Below are 15,656 nucleotides of genomic sequence, written 5' to 3' on the forward strand. Positions count from 1 at the left end.
TTTTCGAAAAGTATATCCTATAATTATAAAAAACAATGGGCATAAAAGTAAAGCTTTGTTACTGATGCTCCATCACTTTAATAAATTCCCGCATATATTCAGGCAAATCCGGCGGACGCTGGCTCGATACTAAATGGCCGTCCACGACTACGGCTTCATCCACCCATTCAGCACCAGCATTCGCCATATCGTCTTTGATGCCAGGTGTGCTTGTCACTTTTTTGCCTTCTAAAATCCCTGCCGAAATGAGCACCCAGCCGGCATGGCATATTTGGCCAATCGGCTTTTTATGCTCGTCCATAAATTGGACAATATTCAGCACTTCTGGAAAACGGCGAATCTTATCAGGCGCCCAGCCGCCCGGAACGAGAATGGCATCGTAATCTTTCGGGCTGATATCCCCGTATGAAAAATCCGATTCTGCCGGCACTCCGTATTTGCCGATGTATTTCACATGGGCTTCTTCTCCGGCTAAATCCACTTGTGCGCCTTCTTCACGCAGCCTCAGAATCGGGTACCATAATTCCAAATCCTCGAATTCATGGTGGACAAAACTAAGAATTTTTTTGCCAGTTAAAGCCATTGTCGAATCCCCCTTTTATGGTCGGTTTACTTATATATTAACGTTATTTACAGTAAATTGCTTATTTTACAGCTTATTTTATTATTTAACTTATAAAAATTCGACAATTTTATTCATTAATTCGACAATTATACGAAATATCCCTTTCTTTATTGCAAAAACTTTATACGTGAGAAAGGGTCTCCTGCGCGATATTTTCGACTACTACCGCTGTATGGCCTTTTCCTGTTTTCACCGGATTTCCCGCAGAATCGATGCTCCGGATATTGCGTACAGCCACCCGGTCCGCGCCTTGCTTGCCTCCCGCCACATAAATATCCGCAGAACATTTTTTAAAGCCTGTCACCCGGCCATTCGTCAACGAAATACCTGCTGCTTTGAACTGTACAGCTGCCGCCGGCTGGCCTTGATAGTCATAATTTGGATCGCCGATAAACATAAACCGGTTAATGGCAACTTTGCGGAATCCTGACACGACGAGCGCACGCGGTGTTGAACCTGCATACATATCCGTAAATACCGGCGCCACCGAAACTATGCGCTGAGCTGCGATATTGTAAGCTGACAGCGACTTCGGATCTGCTGCTGAATGATGGCCGATATGGCGGAAATTAAATGACCGGTTGTCATTGACTGACAAATGGCCGGAAATGAAGACCCCGGTTGCGGCAGAGCTGGTGGCATGCGCTTTGATTTCCACACCGCCGAAACAGCGCGCCGTCGAGTTATTGAGCAGCCAGACAAATCGGGAACCGTCATCAATTTCAATGCCGTTCGAATTGGAAAACCCTTTTTTATGCGAGCGCCCGCTTGGGTCACAGAAATGGGAATTGGAAATAAATATGTAATCGCTGTGATGCGTTGTGATGCCATCATCACCAAAGCCATAGCCGTTCACCTGGTCGAGCCAGACGTAGCGGCTTCCGCCTCGTGCCCGGCGTCCGTCCCCGCCGTAATTGTAAAGTGTGGATGAAATATCAAAGCAATGAAGACCTGGATTAACCGCCGCCACTTCTTTGACCCAACCATAACTGACGTTCGCATAGGTTAAACAGCTGGAAAAATTATTGCCTGCACTTGTATTTGCCTCATCACCAAGCCGTTCGACATTCCAGTCCAGCCCCAAATTTTCAACGGAAATATGGTGATTGCCTTTCACAATGTTCCGGTTTGCCAGTAAACGCTGCCTTTTGGGTGCGCTATCATGGAGTTTTAAAACCGTGGCCCCTTTCCCTGCACCAGCAATCCGGGTCCAAGAAGGCAATTCGAGTTTTCGCACAAGATAAATCCCCGCTGGCACGAACACATCGACCCTGCCATCACCAAAAGCTTTCCTGAACGCTGTTGTACAATCCGTCACACCGTCTCCTACAGCGCCAAAATCCTCGACGTTCACCTGCCGTGTCATCGCTGCTTCCAGTTTTTCATATTCTCTATCAAGAGCTGCTTTCCATTCCGGCACAACTTCATCGCCTTCCACCCGCTCCGAATAATGGTGCGGATCCACGATTGAATGATTTTCTGCCAACAGCGACCATAGCCATTCCAGCCATGTCTTTTTGTAAACAGCCTTTTCACTTGGCCGTTCTTCCAGTTTTATTTGGCGGAAAAGCTGCCGGGTTTCATTCGTAATTTCTTCAATTGACATCGATTCGTTTAAAATCGCTGCCAGCAATTCCTTGTTTTTGGCTGGATCGTGATATTTACTTAATTGCATTTTCCATCACCTCTCCTTTCCATACCCACCGCACAATAAAAAAATCCCTCCACCTGAATAAGGTGGAGAGATAGGATTAATACTGTATAAGAGTCATGACGTCATAGCCGTCTAAGTTCTTGCGGCCGTCCAAGTATGTCAGCTCGATTAAGAACGCACAGCCGACTACGATTCCGCCCAGCTGCTCCACCAAATTGATGGTTGCGCCGATTGTTCCGCCAGTTGCCAATAAATCGTCCGTGATCAGCACTTTCTGGCCAGGTTTGATGGCATCTTTGTGCATAGTCAATACGTCTTTTCCGTATTCAAGGCCGTATTCAGCGCGAATTACTTCACGCGGCAATTTGCCTTCTTTACGGACAGGTGCAAAGCCGATTCCTAATGCATAGGCAACCGGGCAGCCGATGATGAATCCACGGGCTTCAGGGCCGACAATAATTTCAGCGCCGACTTGTTTCGCGTATTCCACCATTTGGTCTGTCGCGTATTTATACGCTTCACCGTTGTCCATGATGGTTGTGATGTCTTTAAATCGAATGCCTGGTTTCGGCCAGTCTTCAACGATTGTTACGTACTGCTTTAAATCCATAATTCTTCCTCCTTGGCAGACACTTTCGCATCAAACCACTCTTTTAAGTCTTTATAAGAAGCATACAAAAGCTTTTGTTCCAAGGCGATTTGCTGCTGGCGCTTTTTATAAATCGGCGCATCCGACAAATCGCGTTTGCTTGGAGTTTCGGCAATCTCTGTAAGTCCATTGTTAAGTGTAACAAAACCGAGTTCAAAAAACACCTGAAGCATAAAAAATAATGCTTCCCGGGTCCAGCCTTTATGTTTCGCCAGCTCGTCACAATGCTTTTTAAAATCGAACGAACCCCGTTTTTTAATGAATGAAAACAGCCACGCAAATTGGTCCCGTGTAGGAATCTGCTCAAAATACTGCGATTCTTTCGCATAAAAATGCGCATAGATCCGTTTCGGCTTAATCTGCGCCAAGACGCTAGCCAGTTGCTCTTCCGATTCAGGCAAATCAAGCAGCACCAAATGATGTTTCAGCGCCTCCTGCTCTTTCAATGTCTCCAGGTTATGGATTGGCTGCTGCAGGAGCGTTTGGAAGACGGCCACTGTTTCCGGCTTGAATGCCAAATACACTTGATCTTTTTCCGGTATCAGTTTTGACCAGCGCGATACTTGCCGAATGCCGCGGATATCAAATAGCTGCCATTCATCGGTGCGAACATCTTCAATCATCAATTGCGGCTTTTTGCGGCCGTTCCATTCGTTGATCTGCAAATCGCCGATAACATCAATTTTCACATCCGGCGTCAATTCATCCCCGATAAAGCCAATGCCAAACCCGACCGCATCAATGGTTGCGGCATTCTGGGCCAATTCCATTTTTAAATGGTTCTGGGCAGATCCGATTTTCCGGATGGATGCCACCGTCACTTCATCCAGGAAAAACTTCGGCTTGGCAAAGCCCATGCCGAACGGTGCCAGATAGCGCATCGATTCAATCGTTTCGATATCGATTTCTTCCAATCGGACCGGAATATCGATTTCGACCACCGGCACCAAATCCTCTTCCGTTAAACTTGTTTCCGCTTGTTTATTCAGACGTTCCCGCAGCTCATCGACGTCACTCATCTCGAGTGTCATGCCGGCCGCCATCGGGTGTCCGCCAAAATGCGGCAAAATATCACGGTTTGCCGCCAGTTCATTATACAAATGAAATCCTTCGATGCTCCGCGCTGATCCTTTCGCTTTGCCAGTTTCCGGATCCAACGACAAAACGATTGTCGGGCGGTAATATTTTTCCACTAATTTCGACGCCACGATTCCAACGACGCCAGGGTTCCAGCCTTCCTGGGCCACGACGATAACGCGCGGCGCGCCTTCCGGATAGCGCTGTTCGACTTGTGCAGCCGCTTCCTCGGAAATCTGCTTGACGATGCCTTGGCGCTCTTTATTGAGCACATCGAGCCCGCTCGCCAGACTCCGTGCTTCTGCAGGGTCATCTGTCAAAAACATTTGCACAGCGGGATCTGCATCCTGCAAGCGGCCGATGGCATTAATGCGGGGACCGAACATAAAGCCGATCGTCTCTTCCGTGATTTCCCGCTGTTTGACTCCTGAGACCTCCGACAATGCATCGATCGCCGGCCGCGGCGAATCACGGAGCGCTTCCAGCCCCGCTTTTACGAAAATGCGGTTTTCATCATGCAGCGGCACCAAATCGGCAATCGTGCCGATGGCCACCAGCTCCAGAAGGTGGTCCGGAATTTCCTCGTAAAGTGCCTGGGCGATTTTAAAAGCGACTCCAACACCTGCCAATTCGCCGAATGGATAATTCCCTTCCGGATGGCGCGGGTGGACGATCGCCAAAGCATTCGGCATCACTTCCCCGATGTCATGATGGTCGCTGATGATTACGTCCATGCCAAGGCTATTGGCAAAATCGACTGCTTCCATGCCGGAAATTCCGTTGTCGACCGTGACGATCAATTTCGCTCCTTCGTCATAAGCTTGCTGGAACAGCTCTTTATTCGGGCCGTAGCCATGCTTAAAACGGTTCGGGATTTTAAATGAGACAAGTGCCCCTAAATCTTCTAAAACCGTCACCATGACGGTCGTGCTTGTAACTCCATCCGCGTCATAATCGCCGTAAACAACAATTTTCTGTTGTTCTTCAATTGCCTGGCGGATGCGCTGGACAGCAATATCCATATCTTTCATGAGGTAAGGATTATGTATTCCTTGTGCGTCCATGTTCATGAAACTGCGTGCTTCTTCGGCTGTTGTGATGCCCCGTGTCACTAATATTTTGGCCAAAACGGATGAAATGGATAATTCTTTCTGGATTGCCTGGACCAATTCCATATCGGGAGTGGTTAAGCGCCATCTCTTTTTGGATTCTATCATCATCATTCACTTCCTTACCCGTTCATTATACAGAATTTCCGCACAGACAAAAACCTTTCGGACTATTCTCCGAAAGGTTTGTTTGTTTATCGAACCTGCCGATCATCTGTAACCACCATGGGTTCAGGGTTTACATCGGCTTTTTGGTATTCTGCAATTTCATTTTGCTGCGTGGCGATCAATGATTCTTTTACGGCAATTTCTTTTTGGAGTGCTTTCACTTTTCGCTGCAAAGTGAATGTCCGGATAATGGCGACTGTACCGCTGAGAAGAAAACCTAAAAGAGCTGATACGAGAATAACGAGAATAAGCGGCCATCGATCTTGTCCGAAAATGTAATTGACCGGTACAGGATCTACGTTGGCTACAGCAAATACCGCGATAATCACTGCAAAAACAAAACCTAGTATAGCAAGCCATTGGTATTTCATATCGTTCATCACCTTTCGTTTAAATAAAAAAATGGAACAAGGTCATAAATTCTATACCCTGTTCCATTTCTTTTATAAACTTATCCCGCTTGACCGCTTTCTAGCATGCGGTCTGCGATAAAGCAGACATATGTGCAAGGCGGCCGAACTGTTCCTCCGCCGCTGCATTCAAGACTTCGATCTCTTCCGGGCTAATTTCCTCCACGTGTTAAGTAACGACGATATAAGAAAACCAAGAATAGCCGAGCCAAGAATAACAAGAATAAGCGGCCACTGGGCTTCTCCGAACAAGTAATTGACCTGTACAGGATCGATGTTAGCAATGGCAAAAACAGCAATAATTATCGCAAAAACCAAACTCAGTATAGCGAACCCTTGATAATTCATGCTAGACATCTCCTATTTGTTTAATATAAAAAAAGGAACAGAGTCATAAACTCTATACCCTGTTCCTTTTCCTATATAAACTTATCCCGCTTCTGCGAGAGAAAAATCAATTGCCCCTAAAAGCCCCATTGAGGCCGACAGGATGCCAGCCTCATATTTGTTGCTGCAGGACACGGTGTACTTCTGCTGTTCCTCAGCGGCATGTAGAACCCACTGAGTGAAGTTTCTCTTTAAACGACAGGCTCGTCAGAACCCCATTTGTTCTTCTCTTCCAGTTTTTCGATATCGATCGGGCCTTTTTTCTGTAATTCTCGTTTTTTCAGCACGAACCACAACTGGGCTGCGATGAAAATAGAAGAATACGTACCAGCCACTAAACCGATTAATAATGCTAGAGAGAAGTTTGTGATTGATGGTGCTCCCCAGACTAGTAACGCGATAACGACCAGCACAACCGTTAAAACGGTGTTTACAGAGCGGCCCAGCGTTTGCCGGAGAGACTTGTTGACGATGATTTCCAATTGCTCTGCCGAATCGACTTTTTTCATGCGCTTCAAGTTTTCACGGATCCGGTCGAACGTGACAATCGTATCATTGATCGAATAACCGACGATTGTCAGTACTGCCGCGATGAACGTGATATCCACTTCAAGGCGCAGCAAGCTGAAGACGGCAACAATAAAGAAGGCATCGTGCAGCAACGCGACAATAGAAGCGACACCCATGCGCCACTCAAAGCGGAACGCAACATAGATGATGATGCCGATTGCCGCAATCGCTAAAGCATAGACTGCATTTTTAGCCAATTCCTGGCCGACTGTCGGCGATACGGTCGAGATATTCGGTTCATTGCCGAACTCGTCCATTGCCACAGCTTTCAAGTCATTGATTTCTTCCTGGCTAAACTCCTCCACATAACGGGTTACGCCGATATTGGATTGATCACCCGAAATGACCACATCGTCCGTCGGGTAGCCGTTTTCAGTCAGGAACGATTCAACCTGCTCTTTGGTGACCGCTGAATCTGAAGTGATTTCAACGCGCGTACCGCTCGAGAAGTCAATGCCGAGATTCAAACGGAAGATGCCGATGACAGCCATCCCTGCAACAATCAAAGCGATTGAAGCAATAAAGAATTTTTTGCGGTGCTTCACAAAATCATAGCGGTCAAAACGAGTGGAAAGATCCAGAATTTCCAGGTTTTCTTCCTGTTTATGAACTTGTGATTTTCTAAGTCCGAACAAGCCGACTCTGCCGTCCAGGATCCCGCTGTTGACCAATAAGCCCAATAAGATGCGTGAACCCCAAATTGCTGTCAGGAACGATACTAAGATCGAGATGATCAAAAGAGTCGCAAATCCTTTAACGGAACTTGTACCGAAGATGAATAACACGATTGCCGCAATCAACGTTGTCACGTTGGCATCCAGAATCGCTGAGAACGAAGATGCTGCCCCGGCTTTAAATGATTCTTTGACGCTGCGTCCGATGCGCAGCTCTTCACGAATCCGTTCGTAGGTGATGATATTGGCATCCACTGCCATCCCGACACCGAGCACAATGGAAGCAATACCTGGCAATGTCAGAACCCCGCCAATCCATTCAAATGTCAGCAGGATCAAATAAACGAAAGCGGCAAGCGTGATTGCCGCGATCAGCCCCGGCAAACGGTAATAAACAAGCATGAACAAGAGCACAAGCCCGATACCGATCGTCGCTGCTAAAATCGTCTGATCAAGGGCCTCAGCACCAAATTGTGCTCCGACCGAAGTCGAGTAGATTTCTTCAAGGCTCACCGGCAAAGCGCCGGCGTTCAAAATACCTGCCAAGCTTTGCGTTTCCTCTACTGTAAAAGCACCCGAAATTTCAACGGAAGAAGAGTTGATGCGTTCGGAAACGCGCGGAGCAGAAACAAATTTCGGATCCGGTTTCATGAGTTCCTCGGCATATGAATCAACGCCTTCTTCAAAATCGAGCCAAATGACCAGCACATTAGCAGGCGGCGGCAATTGAGAAATTTCGCCGGTAATTTCCGCAAATTTTCCTGGATCATTCAATTCCAGCGTTACAACAGGCGCACCGTTCTGGTCAAATGTCGCCGCCGCTCCACCTTGCTTTAAATCGCTGCCGTCCAGCATCACTTCATCTTCAGCATTGCGGAACGTCAGATTGGCTTCTGTGGACAACAACTCACGGGCAGACGCTTGGTCTTCTACGCCAGCCAGCTGTACGCGGATGCGATCTTCCCCTTCAATCTGGATGACCGGTTCACTGACGCCGAGAACGTCGATCCGGCTCATCAAAGCTTGAGAGGTATCCGCCAGAACTTCCTCCGTAATTTTCATGTCGGTGCCTTCAAGCGGCTTTACTTCATACAGAACTTCGAACCCGCCCTGCAGATCCAATCCCAATCTGATGTCTTTTGCAATGGGTAAACTCGTGGGAGCCATGATTCCTATTAACGCAATGACGATTAGGAAAAAGGCGATTAAACGACCTCTTGCTTTCATATGTAACTATTCCTCCTCAGTGTGAAAAACACAGCACTATCATTATGAAACAGGAGCTTTACAGTGTCAAATCGAAGTAGGTTTCTTAGAAGAAGGCCTTAGCAGCTGTTCAAGTTCAGCCAGGTTTCCTTCAGAGAAGAAGTTGGCGCCTCTTAATCCCTCAACTTGGTGAAAAGCCACAAATTCCGAAGCGGTCATTTCCATGATGTCGTTAACCATTTCATGCAGCCTCATTTCGCCGATGTCTTTTTTCCGCCACTTTTTCTTGATACAGTATTGCCATAATTCTTCAGGAGTCACGGTGTCGTATTGTAAGTAATGAAATTCCGCGCATTTGCTTTCCAATGCCGGCAAGACGATATCGTATTGTTCGGTAAATTTTAACATATTTTAACTCCTTTCAACCGTTCTTTTCCATTGTATCCCATTGCAGGAAGATTGAGAACAACAGTCCATATTTTTATTCCAGTTATTTTTTAAGGAATGCAGCACGCGTAGCTGTATTACAGAACATCGATCTTAGAATTCAACTACATATTAAATCCTCATTTTTATTCAAAAAAAATCGCCTTCAAAGTCGAAGGCGAGCTTTCTTTAGACAGTTGTTTTAGATGAATCGATTACGCGCGCAATCGCCTGGCGTTCGAACTGCAGGCGAGTTCCGTCAGCAACAGTCAAGTAGATGGTTGTGTCATCCACAGCATCCACTTGGCCATGTAGGCCTCCGATTGTTACTACGCGGTCTCCACGGCGTAATTCCGACTGCATGGTAGCTGTCGCTTTTTGACGCTTTTGTGCAGGACGGATGATGAAAAACCACATTAACAAGAACATTAATAGTAAAGGTGATAATGCTACCAAAGTATCCATTTTTCAAATTCCCCCTTTCACTTCTCTTTATCTTTTAGAAATTCTTAGCGTTTGGCTTATTGAAACCATAAGCTTCAAAAAATTCTTCGCGGAAATCTCCCAGGCGGTCCTCACGAATCGCTTGGCGTACCTGTCCCATTAAGTTTAACAGAAAACGTAGATTATGATAACTAGTAAGTCTGATTCCGAATGTTTCATCTGCACGAATCAAGTGATGAACGTATGCGCGCGTGTAATTTGTGCATGTATAGCAATCGCATTTTTCGTCAATCGGACCAAAATCACGTTTGAAAGCGGCGTTTTTGATGTTCAAACGGCCGGTGCTTGTCATCAGCGTGCCGTTTCGTGCGATACGCGTTGGCAATACACAGTCAAACATGTCGATGCCGCGGATGGCCCCGTCAATCAAGGAATCCGGAGAGCCGACGCCCATCAAATAACGCGGTTTGTCTGCCGGAAGCAGCGGCGTTGTGAATTCCAGCGCACGGTTCATGACATCTTTCGGTTCGCCGACAGACAAGCCGCCGATTGCGTATCCAGGGAAATCAAGCGATACCAGGTCCTGGGCACTTTGTTTGCGAAGATCTTCGTACTCGCCTCCCTGGATAATGCCGAACAAGCCTTGATCGTTTTTGCGCGCATGCGCTTCCAGGCAGCGCTCTGCCCAGCGGGATGTGCGTTCGACGCTTGACTTCATGTATTCATGTGACGCCGGGTAAGGCGGGCATTCATCAAACGCCATCATGATGTCAGAACCGAGGTCATTTTGGATCTCCATCGCTTTTTCAGGGCTCAAGAACAATTTGTCACCGTTCATATGGTTGCGGAAATGGACGCCTTCTTCTTTGATGTTGCGGAATTCGCTCAGTGAAAACACTTGGAAACCGCCGGAATCCGTCAAAATCGGACGGTCCCAGTTCATGAATTTGTGCAACCCGCCGGCTTCCCGGATAACATCGTTGCCCGGGCGCAGCCATAAGTGATACGTATTGCTCAAAATAATGCCCGCTTCCATCGCCTTTAATTCTTCCGGCGACATTGTTTTAACAGTCGCCTGCGTACCGACCGGCATAAAAGCAGGTGTTTCAAATGAACCGTGCGGCGTGTGGACAATCCCTAAACGGGCACCGGTTTGTTTACAAGTTTTAATGTGTTCATACCATACTGCTTCAGTCATTGGTGAGTCTCCTTTTTCTGTGGTTCAATGAACATCGCATCTCCAAATGAGAAGAAACGGTAGCGTTCATTCACTGCTTCGTTATAGGCGTTTAAAATCGCATCGCGGCTAGATAAGGCGCTGACCAGCATGACCAGCGTCGATTTCGGCAAATGGAAATTGGTGATCAAGCCGTCAATGGCTTTGAATTCATAGCCCGGGAAAATGAAAATATCGGTCCAGCCGCTGTCTTCCTGCAGTTCGCCACCAAATTTATCCGCCACGGATTCAAGCGTCCGCGTCGAAGTGGTGCCGACAGAAATGACACGGCCGCCTTGTTTTTTAGTGTTGTTGATGAGATCAGCCGTTTCCTGCGTGATGCGGTAAAATTCCGCATGCATTTTATGGTCATCAATCGAATCGACCGACACCGGACGGAATGTGCCGAGTCCGACATGCAGCGTGATAAAGGCGATATTGACGCCTTTGGCACGGATTTCCTCAAGCAATTCCTCTGTAAAATGAAGGCCGGCAGTCGGTGCCGCCGCGCTGCCCCGCTCTTTGGCAAAAACGGTCTGGTAGCGGTCCTGGTCTTCCAGTTTCTCGCGGATATAAGGAGGCAGCGGCATTTCGCCGAGCCCTTCCAATATTTCGTAGAAAATGCCATCGTAGATCATTTTGAAATGGCGGCCGCCGTGGTCTAATAGCCCCGTGCATTCCGCTTTCAACAGCCCGTCGCCGAATGAAATCACGGTGCCGACTTTTACTTTTTTCGCGGGTTTCACGAGCGTTTCCCACACATCTTCTTCAATCTGCTTCAACAGCAGCAATTCGATATGGGCACCCGTTTCTTCTTTGACGCCCATCAATCGTGCCGGCAATACGCGTGTATCGTTCAATACAAGCGTATCTCCAGCCTGCAAATGATCTTTAATGTCACGGAAATGGCGGTGTGTGACATCGCCTGTCTCTTTATTCATCACAAGCAGCCGGCTCGACGTACGGTCAAGCAGCGGCGTTTGTGCAATCAATTCTTCCGGTAAGTGAAAATCAAAATCGTTAACGTTCATGTTTAAAAACTTCCTTTATCTAGAATCATTCCGGCATTTCCATATTGAAATGCTCGTAGGCCATCTGTGTCACCACACGGCCTCTTGGGGTCCGCTGAATAAAACCGATTTGCAGCAAATACGGTTCATAGACGTCTTCAATCGTCGTCGACTCTTCACCGATGCTCGCTGCAATCGTATCCAATCCGACCGGGCCGCCGCGGAAACGCGTCATCATGCCGGTCATCAGTTTATGGTCAATATGGTCAAGGCCAAGCGGATCGACCTGCAGCATCTCGAGTGCCTGGCTGGCAATGTCTTCTGTAATGGTGCCGTTGCCGCGAACTTGCGCAAAATCGCGGACCCGCTTTAATAAGCGGTTCGCGATACGCGGAGTCCCGCGGGACCGGCGTGCAATTTCAACAGCCGCAATTGGGTCGATTTCCGCTTCAAACAGCTTTGAACTGCGCACCACGATTTCCGTCAGCGATTCGGTGTCATAATAATCGAGCCGTGCATGGACGCCGAAGCGGTCGCGCAGCGGCGCTGACAAAGCACCTGCCCGCGTGGTGGCACCAATCAATGTAAACGGCGGCAAATCGAGCCGCACCGAACGCGCGGTAGGCCCTTTGCCAACCACAATATCCAAAGAAAAATCTTCCATGGCCGGATACAATACTTCTTCGATCGAACGGTTCAAGCGATGGATTTCATCAATGAATAACACATCCCCCGGCTCCAGTGACGACACTATGGCTGCCAAGTCGCCCGGGCGCTCGATCGCTGGCCCACTGGTCATTCTCACGTTAACTTCCATTTCATTGGCAATCACCGTCGCCAATGTCGTTTTACCGAGTCCGGGAGGCCCGTACAAAAGTACATGGTCCAAGCTCTCCTGGCGCATCTTTGCCGCTTCGATGAAGATTTCCAAGTTATGCTTCACTTTCTGCTGGCCGATGTACTGTGCTAAAAACTGGGGCCGCAGCGATTGTTCAAAACGCTCGTCAAATTCAGAAATCTCGCCTCCGATTACCCGTTCCTCCATGCCGTCCGCCTCCTTTTCATCAGTTTTGTTTCAATAATAACTGCAATGCTTTCTTCATATAGCCTTCGGTATCCAAATCCAGGTCTTTCAGTTTCGGTTTCACTTTCGCTATTTCACGCTCGGAATAGCCAAGTGCACCAAGTGCCAGCATCGCTTCTTCAAGTTCAACGTCGTCATGCGCAAGCAAGCCATGCGGCTCGTCTGTCACAAACGGTTCCCCGAAGAATTCCGCCAGCTTGCCTTTCAGATCAAGAATCATTTGGCGTGCCGTCTTTTTGCCGACACCCGGGAATTTCACGAGATACGACTCATCTTCCCGCTCAATCGCTTCAATGACGTGCTGCGGCTGTCCGCTTGCCAAGATGGCGAGCGCTCCTTTTGGCCCGATTCCTGACACAGAGATAAGTTTACGGAACAATTCCCGCTGCTCGAGCGTCGGAAAACCGAACAGCAGATGGGCGTCTTCCCTCACGTGATAATGGACAAACACTTGCAGTTCCTCTGATCCAAACGAATACGGATTCGGAGCAAAAATCTGCCAGCCGATCCCTTGCTGTTCCACTACTAGATATTCAGGCGTCACCCGTGTGACAACCCCTTTTATGTAATCGTACATGTACGTCGCCCCTTCAATTTAACTTATTGATTATAGCATATTTGTTCCCCTTATACGAAATAAACCCGCTAAGAAAATAGGCATGTTAGAATAGAATTAACATTTAAGAAAGCTGGGATTTTATTATGACAAAACTTTACGGCGAACAGCGCCGGCAAATCCTTTTGGAAAAATTAAGAACTTCAAGCGAGCCACTGACCGGCGGCGAGCTGGCAGCTTTCGCTGGTGTCTCGCGGCAAGTGATCGTCAGCGACATGACACTTCTTAAAGCGCGCAATGAACCGATTATCGCGACAAGCCAAGGCTATCTGTATCTGCGCGAACGCGGCACGGAAACGATCAGCCGGCGCATTGCCTGCCGCCATAAACCGAAAGAAACCGAACAGGAACTGAAAATCCTGGTGGCAGCCGGCGTCACAGTTAAAGATGTATCGGTGGAGCACCCGGTATACGGTGAATTGACGGCCGGCATACACGTATCAAATGCGGCTGAAGTCGAATCGTTCATGCAGCGCGTCCGCGATACCGGCGCGAGCTATCTCTTGGAATTGACCGAAGGCACCCACCTTCATACCATTACCGCACCGAACGTCGCCATGCTTGAAAGCGCCATTGCTGCCATGCGGGAACACGGCTTTTTACTGGAAGACAGCGAGTAAAATGTGTGAGAAAACCTGAAACTGCTTGGCGGTTTCGGGTTTTTTGTGGATTCGGGCGTTTTTCTTTCCTAAAAAACATGCTTTTTGCCGCCGAATTGTTGCTTTTGATTCTTGAAGAAAGCCATTCGCCCTGACGATTCGCTCTTGCGTTAGATATTGAGTAACACCCAAACCCGCGAAAAGCGGACTTTCTAATAAGAGCTTTCTCCAGAAGAATTTTATTTGCGTTCATTTCGATTTATTTGCGCTCAAAAAGTTTTTTTTGCGTTCGGCAAGCTTTTATTTGCGTTTAAAATTTTTTATTTGCGTTCAGCATTTTTCGACACTTGTCCAAATAAAAAATCCCGCAGCACGTATGCTGCGGAATCTCCTTATTCGCTTCGGTACGTAAAATAAGAACCGAGCGTTTTCACTTCACAGCCGATGGCGGCCAGTTCTTCGAACGCGCCGCGCATCATCGTGGCACTTTCATCTTCCAACACATCGATGATGAAGAAATAATTGCCGAGCCCGGTTTTCAGCGGACGCGACTCGATTTTGCTCAAGTTCAGCTGGCGCCATGCAAAGACAGAAAGCACTTGATGAAGCACACCTGACCGGTCGTCTTTCGGCGGTGAGATCATCAAAGTCGTTTTGACTTGGCTTTCATGACTCGCCACATCCAATTTATGGTCGGTTTTCGACAGCACAAAAAAGCGTGTGTGGTTGAAATGGAAATCATGGATATCCCGGTGCAGGATCGTCAAACCATATTTCTGCGCAGAGAACTCATTGCCGATGGCTGCAATCGGGCGCTCCGGTAGTTCAGACACCATTTTAGCCGCCGCTGACGTAGAGCTGTACTGCTCAAGCGGCGTATTTTTGTATGTATAATATAAAAATTTATGGCTCTGTGCCAAAGCTTGTGGGTGTGAATAAATGGCTTCGAACGAATCGGCATCGGCATTTTCCGGATGAACCAGAAAATGCTGTCCGATCGGCGAAAGCACTTCGGCCGTTACGTATAATTGTACTTCATGGAACAGGTAATCGACTGTCAGCGAAACAGATCCTTCCAATGCATTTTCAATGGGCACGACAGCGTAATCCACGCTGCCTTCCGCCACTGCTTCGATGCATTCCGGGATTGTTGCGAACGGGACCTGCTTGCCTTCCGGGAATACCCGGAGCGCCGCCAAATGAGTAAACGACGCTTCCGGCCCTAAATATGAAATTCGGTTATTTGCAGTTTGTCCAGCCATCCAAACACTCCTCTATTTATGATGATCCACTTGATACCACTTCAGCCGACTCGACAAAATCGAGTTTTTTCAACTGTTGCAGAAAAGCATCCAATTCCATTTCCATCGCGGTTACGTCCAAAGACAGCGTAACATTCGCCCGGCCTTGAATCGGAATCGTCTGATGGATGGTCAAAATATTACAGCGGGCTTCAGCAACTGTTTGAAGAAGTGTTGCAAGCGTGCCTGAGCGGTCCTCCAATTGCAGGAATACCGTCAGAATCCGCTCTCTGACGATTGAATGGAATGGAAATACCGCATCTCGATACTTATAAAACGCAGAGCGTGACAAACCGGTCTTATTGACCGCATCCAAAATTGACATGCGGTCGCGCTGCAAGAGCCGTTTGACTTCCAGCGTCTTCACCATCGCCTCGGTCAAAACGTCTTCGCGCACCAAATAAAACCGTTGTTCCGATATATCCTTCATT

Annotated in this window: 16 protein-coding genes; 1 reads left to right on the top strand and 15 read right to left on the bottom strand. The window is 47.8% G+C overall.

Annotated features, from left to right (window positions below; genetic code table 11):
* Positions 1-58 precede the first annotated feature (58 nt).
* From AC3AQ9_RS06210 to ruvA, 13 genes are all read right to left on the bottom strand, one after another.
* Positions 59-583: a type 1 glutamine amidotransferase domain-containing protein gene (locus AC3AQ9_RS06210; protein WP_488306555.1), complete on the bottom strand. Its 525-nt coding sequence runs from the start codon at positions 581-583 to the stop codon at positions 59-61.
* Positions 584-746: 163 nt separating this feature from the next.
* Positions 747-2,300, bottom strand: coding sequence for a glycosyl hydrolase family 28-related protein (locus AC3AQ9_RS06215; RefSeq protein ID WP_488306556.1), 1,554 nt, complete (start codon positions 2,298-2,300; stop codon positions 747-749).
* Between the two features lie 76 nt (positions 2,301-2,376).
* Positions 2,377-2,889 carry an adenine phosphoribosyltransferase gene (locus AC3AQ9_RS06220; RefSeq protein WP_488306557.1) on the bottom strand — a complete coding sequence of 171 codons (513 nt, stop codon included), beginning with the start codon at positions 2,887-2,889 and terminating at the stop codon, positions 2,377-2,379.
* The gene (gene recJ, locus AC3AQ9_RS06225; RefSeq protein ID WP_488306558.1) at positions 2,880-5,222 is read right to left on the bottom strand and encodes a single-stranded-DNA-specific exonuclease RecJ; all 2,343 of its coding nucleotides are present in this window, start codon (positions 5,220-5,222) and stop codon (positions 2,880-2,882) included. The genes AC3AQ9_RS06220 and recJ overlap by 10 nt, the downstream gene beginning before the upstream one ends.
* Before the next feature lie 86 nt (positions 5,223-5,308).
* The gene (locus AC3AQ9_RS06230; protein WP_488306559.1) at positions 5,309-5,653 is read right to left on the bottom strand and encodes a LapA family protein; all 345 of its coding nucleotides are present in this window, start codon (positions 5,651-5,653) and stop codon (positions 5,309-5,311) included.
* 168 nt (positions 5,654-5,821) lie between these two features.
* Entirely contained in the window at positions 5,822-6,040 is a 219-nt protein-coding gene (locus AC3AQ9_RS06235; RefSeq protein ID WP_488306560.1) for a lipopolysaccharide assembly protein LapA domain-containing protein, read from the bottom strand.
* Between the two features lie 230 nt (positions 6,041-6,270).
* Positions 6,271-8,550, bottom strand: coding sequence for a protein translocase subunit SecDF (secDF, locus tag AC3AQ9_RS06240; protein ID WP_488306561.1), 2,280 nt, complete (start codon positions 8,548-8,550; stop codon positions 6,271-6,273).
* A gap of 66 nt (positions 8,551-8,616) precedes the next feature.
* A complete protein-coding gene (locus tag AC3AQ9_RS06245; protein WP_488306562.1) occupies positions 8,617-8,937 on the bottom strand; it encodes a post-transcriptional regulator in 321 nt (106 codons plus the stop codon).
* A 207-nt stretch (positions 8,938-9,144) separates the two neighbouring features.
* Positions 9,145-9,420 (bottom strand): preprotein translocase subunit YajC, encoded by a 276-nt coding sequence (yajC, locus tag AC3AQ9_RS06250; RefSeq protein ID WP_437149690.1) that lies wholly within the window; start codon positions 9,418-9,420, stop codon positions 9,145-9,147.
* Positions 9,421-9,454: 34 nt separating this feature from the next.
* Positions 9,455-10,597 (bottom strand): tRNA guanosine(34) transglycosylase Tgt, encoded by a 1,143-nt coding sequence (gene tgt / locus AC3AQ9_RS06255; RefSeq protein WP_488306563.1) that lies wholly within the window; start codon positions 10,595-10,597, stop codon positions 9,455-9,457.
* On the bottom strand, positions 10,594-11,646 hold the full coding sequence (queA, locus tag AC3AQ9_RS06260) for a tRNA preQ1(34) S-adenosylmethionine ribosyltransferase-isomerase QueA (protein WP_488306564.1): 1,053 nt from the start codon (positions 11,644-11,646) through the stop codon (positions 10,594-10,596). The genes tgt and queA overlap by 4 nt, the downstream gene beginning before the upstream one ends.
* 25 nt (positions 11,647-11,671) lie before the next feature.
* A complete protein-coding gene (gene ruvB / locus AC3AQ9_RS06265) occupies positions 11,672-12,670 on the bottom strand; it encodes a Holliday junction branch migration DNA helicase RuvB (protein WP_488306565.1) in 999 nt (332 codons plus the stop codon).
* Between the two features lie 19 nt (positions 12,671-12,689).
* Positions 12,690-13,286 carry a Holliday junction branch migration protein RuvA gene (gene ruvA / locus AC3AQ9_RS06270; RefSeq protein WP_488306566.1) on the bottom strand — a complete coding sequence of 199 codons (597 nt, stop codon included), beginning with the start codon at positions 13,284-13,286 and terminating at the stop codon, positions 12,690-12,692.
* Positions 13,287-13,411: 125 nt separating this feature from the next.
* Here ruvA and AC3AQ9_RS06275 point away from each other — a divergent pair, with 125 nt between their 5' ends.
* Positions 13,412-13,945, top strand: a complete 534-nt coding sequence (locus AC3AQ9_RS06275) for a transcription repressor NadR (protein WP_488306567.1) — start codon at positions 13,412-13,414, stop codon at positions 13,943-13,945.
* A 371-nt stretch (positions 13,946-14,316) separates the two neighbouring features.
* Here the strand turns inward: AC3AQ9_RS06275 and pheA are convergent, their stop codons facing one another.
* Positions 14,317-15,186 (bottom strand): prephenate dehydratase, encoded by an 870-nt coding sequence (gene pheA / locus AC3AQ9_RS06280; protein ID WP_488306568.1) that lies wholly within the window; start codon positions 15,184-15,186, stop codon positions 14,317-14,319.
* 16 nt (positions 15,187-15,202) lie between these two features.
* Positions 15,203-15,655 carry a transcriptional regulator ThrR gene (gene thrR, locus AC3AQ9_RS06285; RefSeq protein ID WP_488306569.1) on the bottom strand — a complete coding sequence of 151 codons (453 nt, stop codon included), beginning with the start codon at positions 15,653-15,655 and terminating at the stop codon, positions 15,203-15,205.
* Between the last annotated feature and the right edge of the window lies 1 nt (position 15,656).

It is taken from the genome of Planococcus sp. VCh962, from assembly GCF_057748275.1.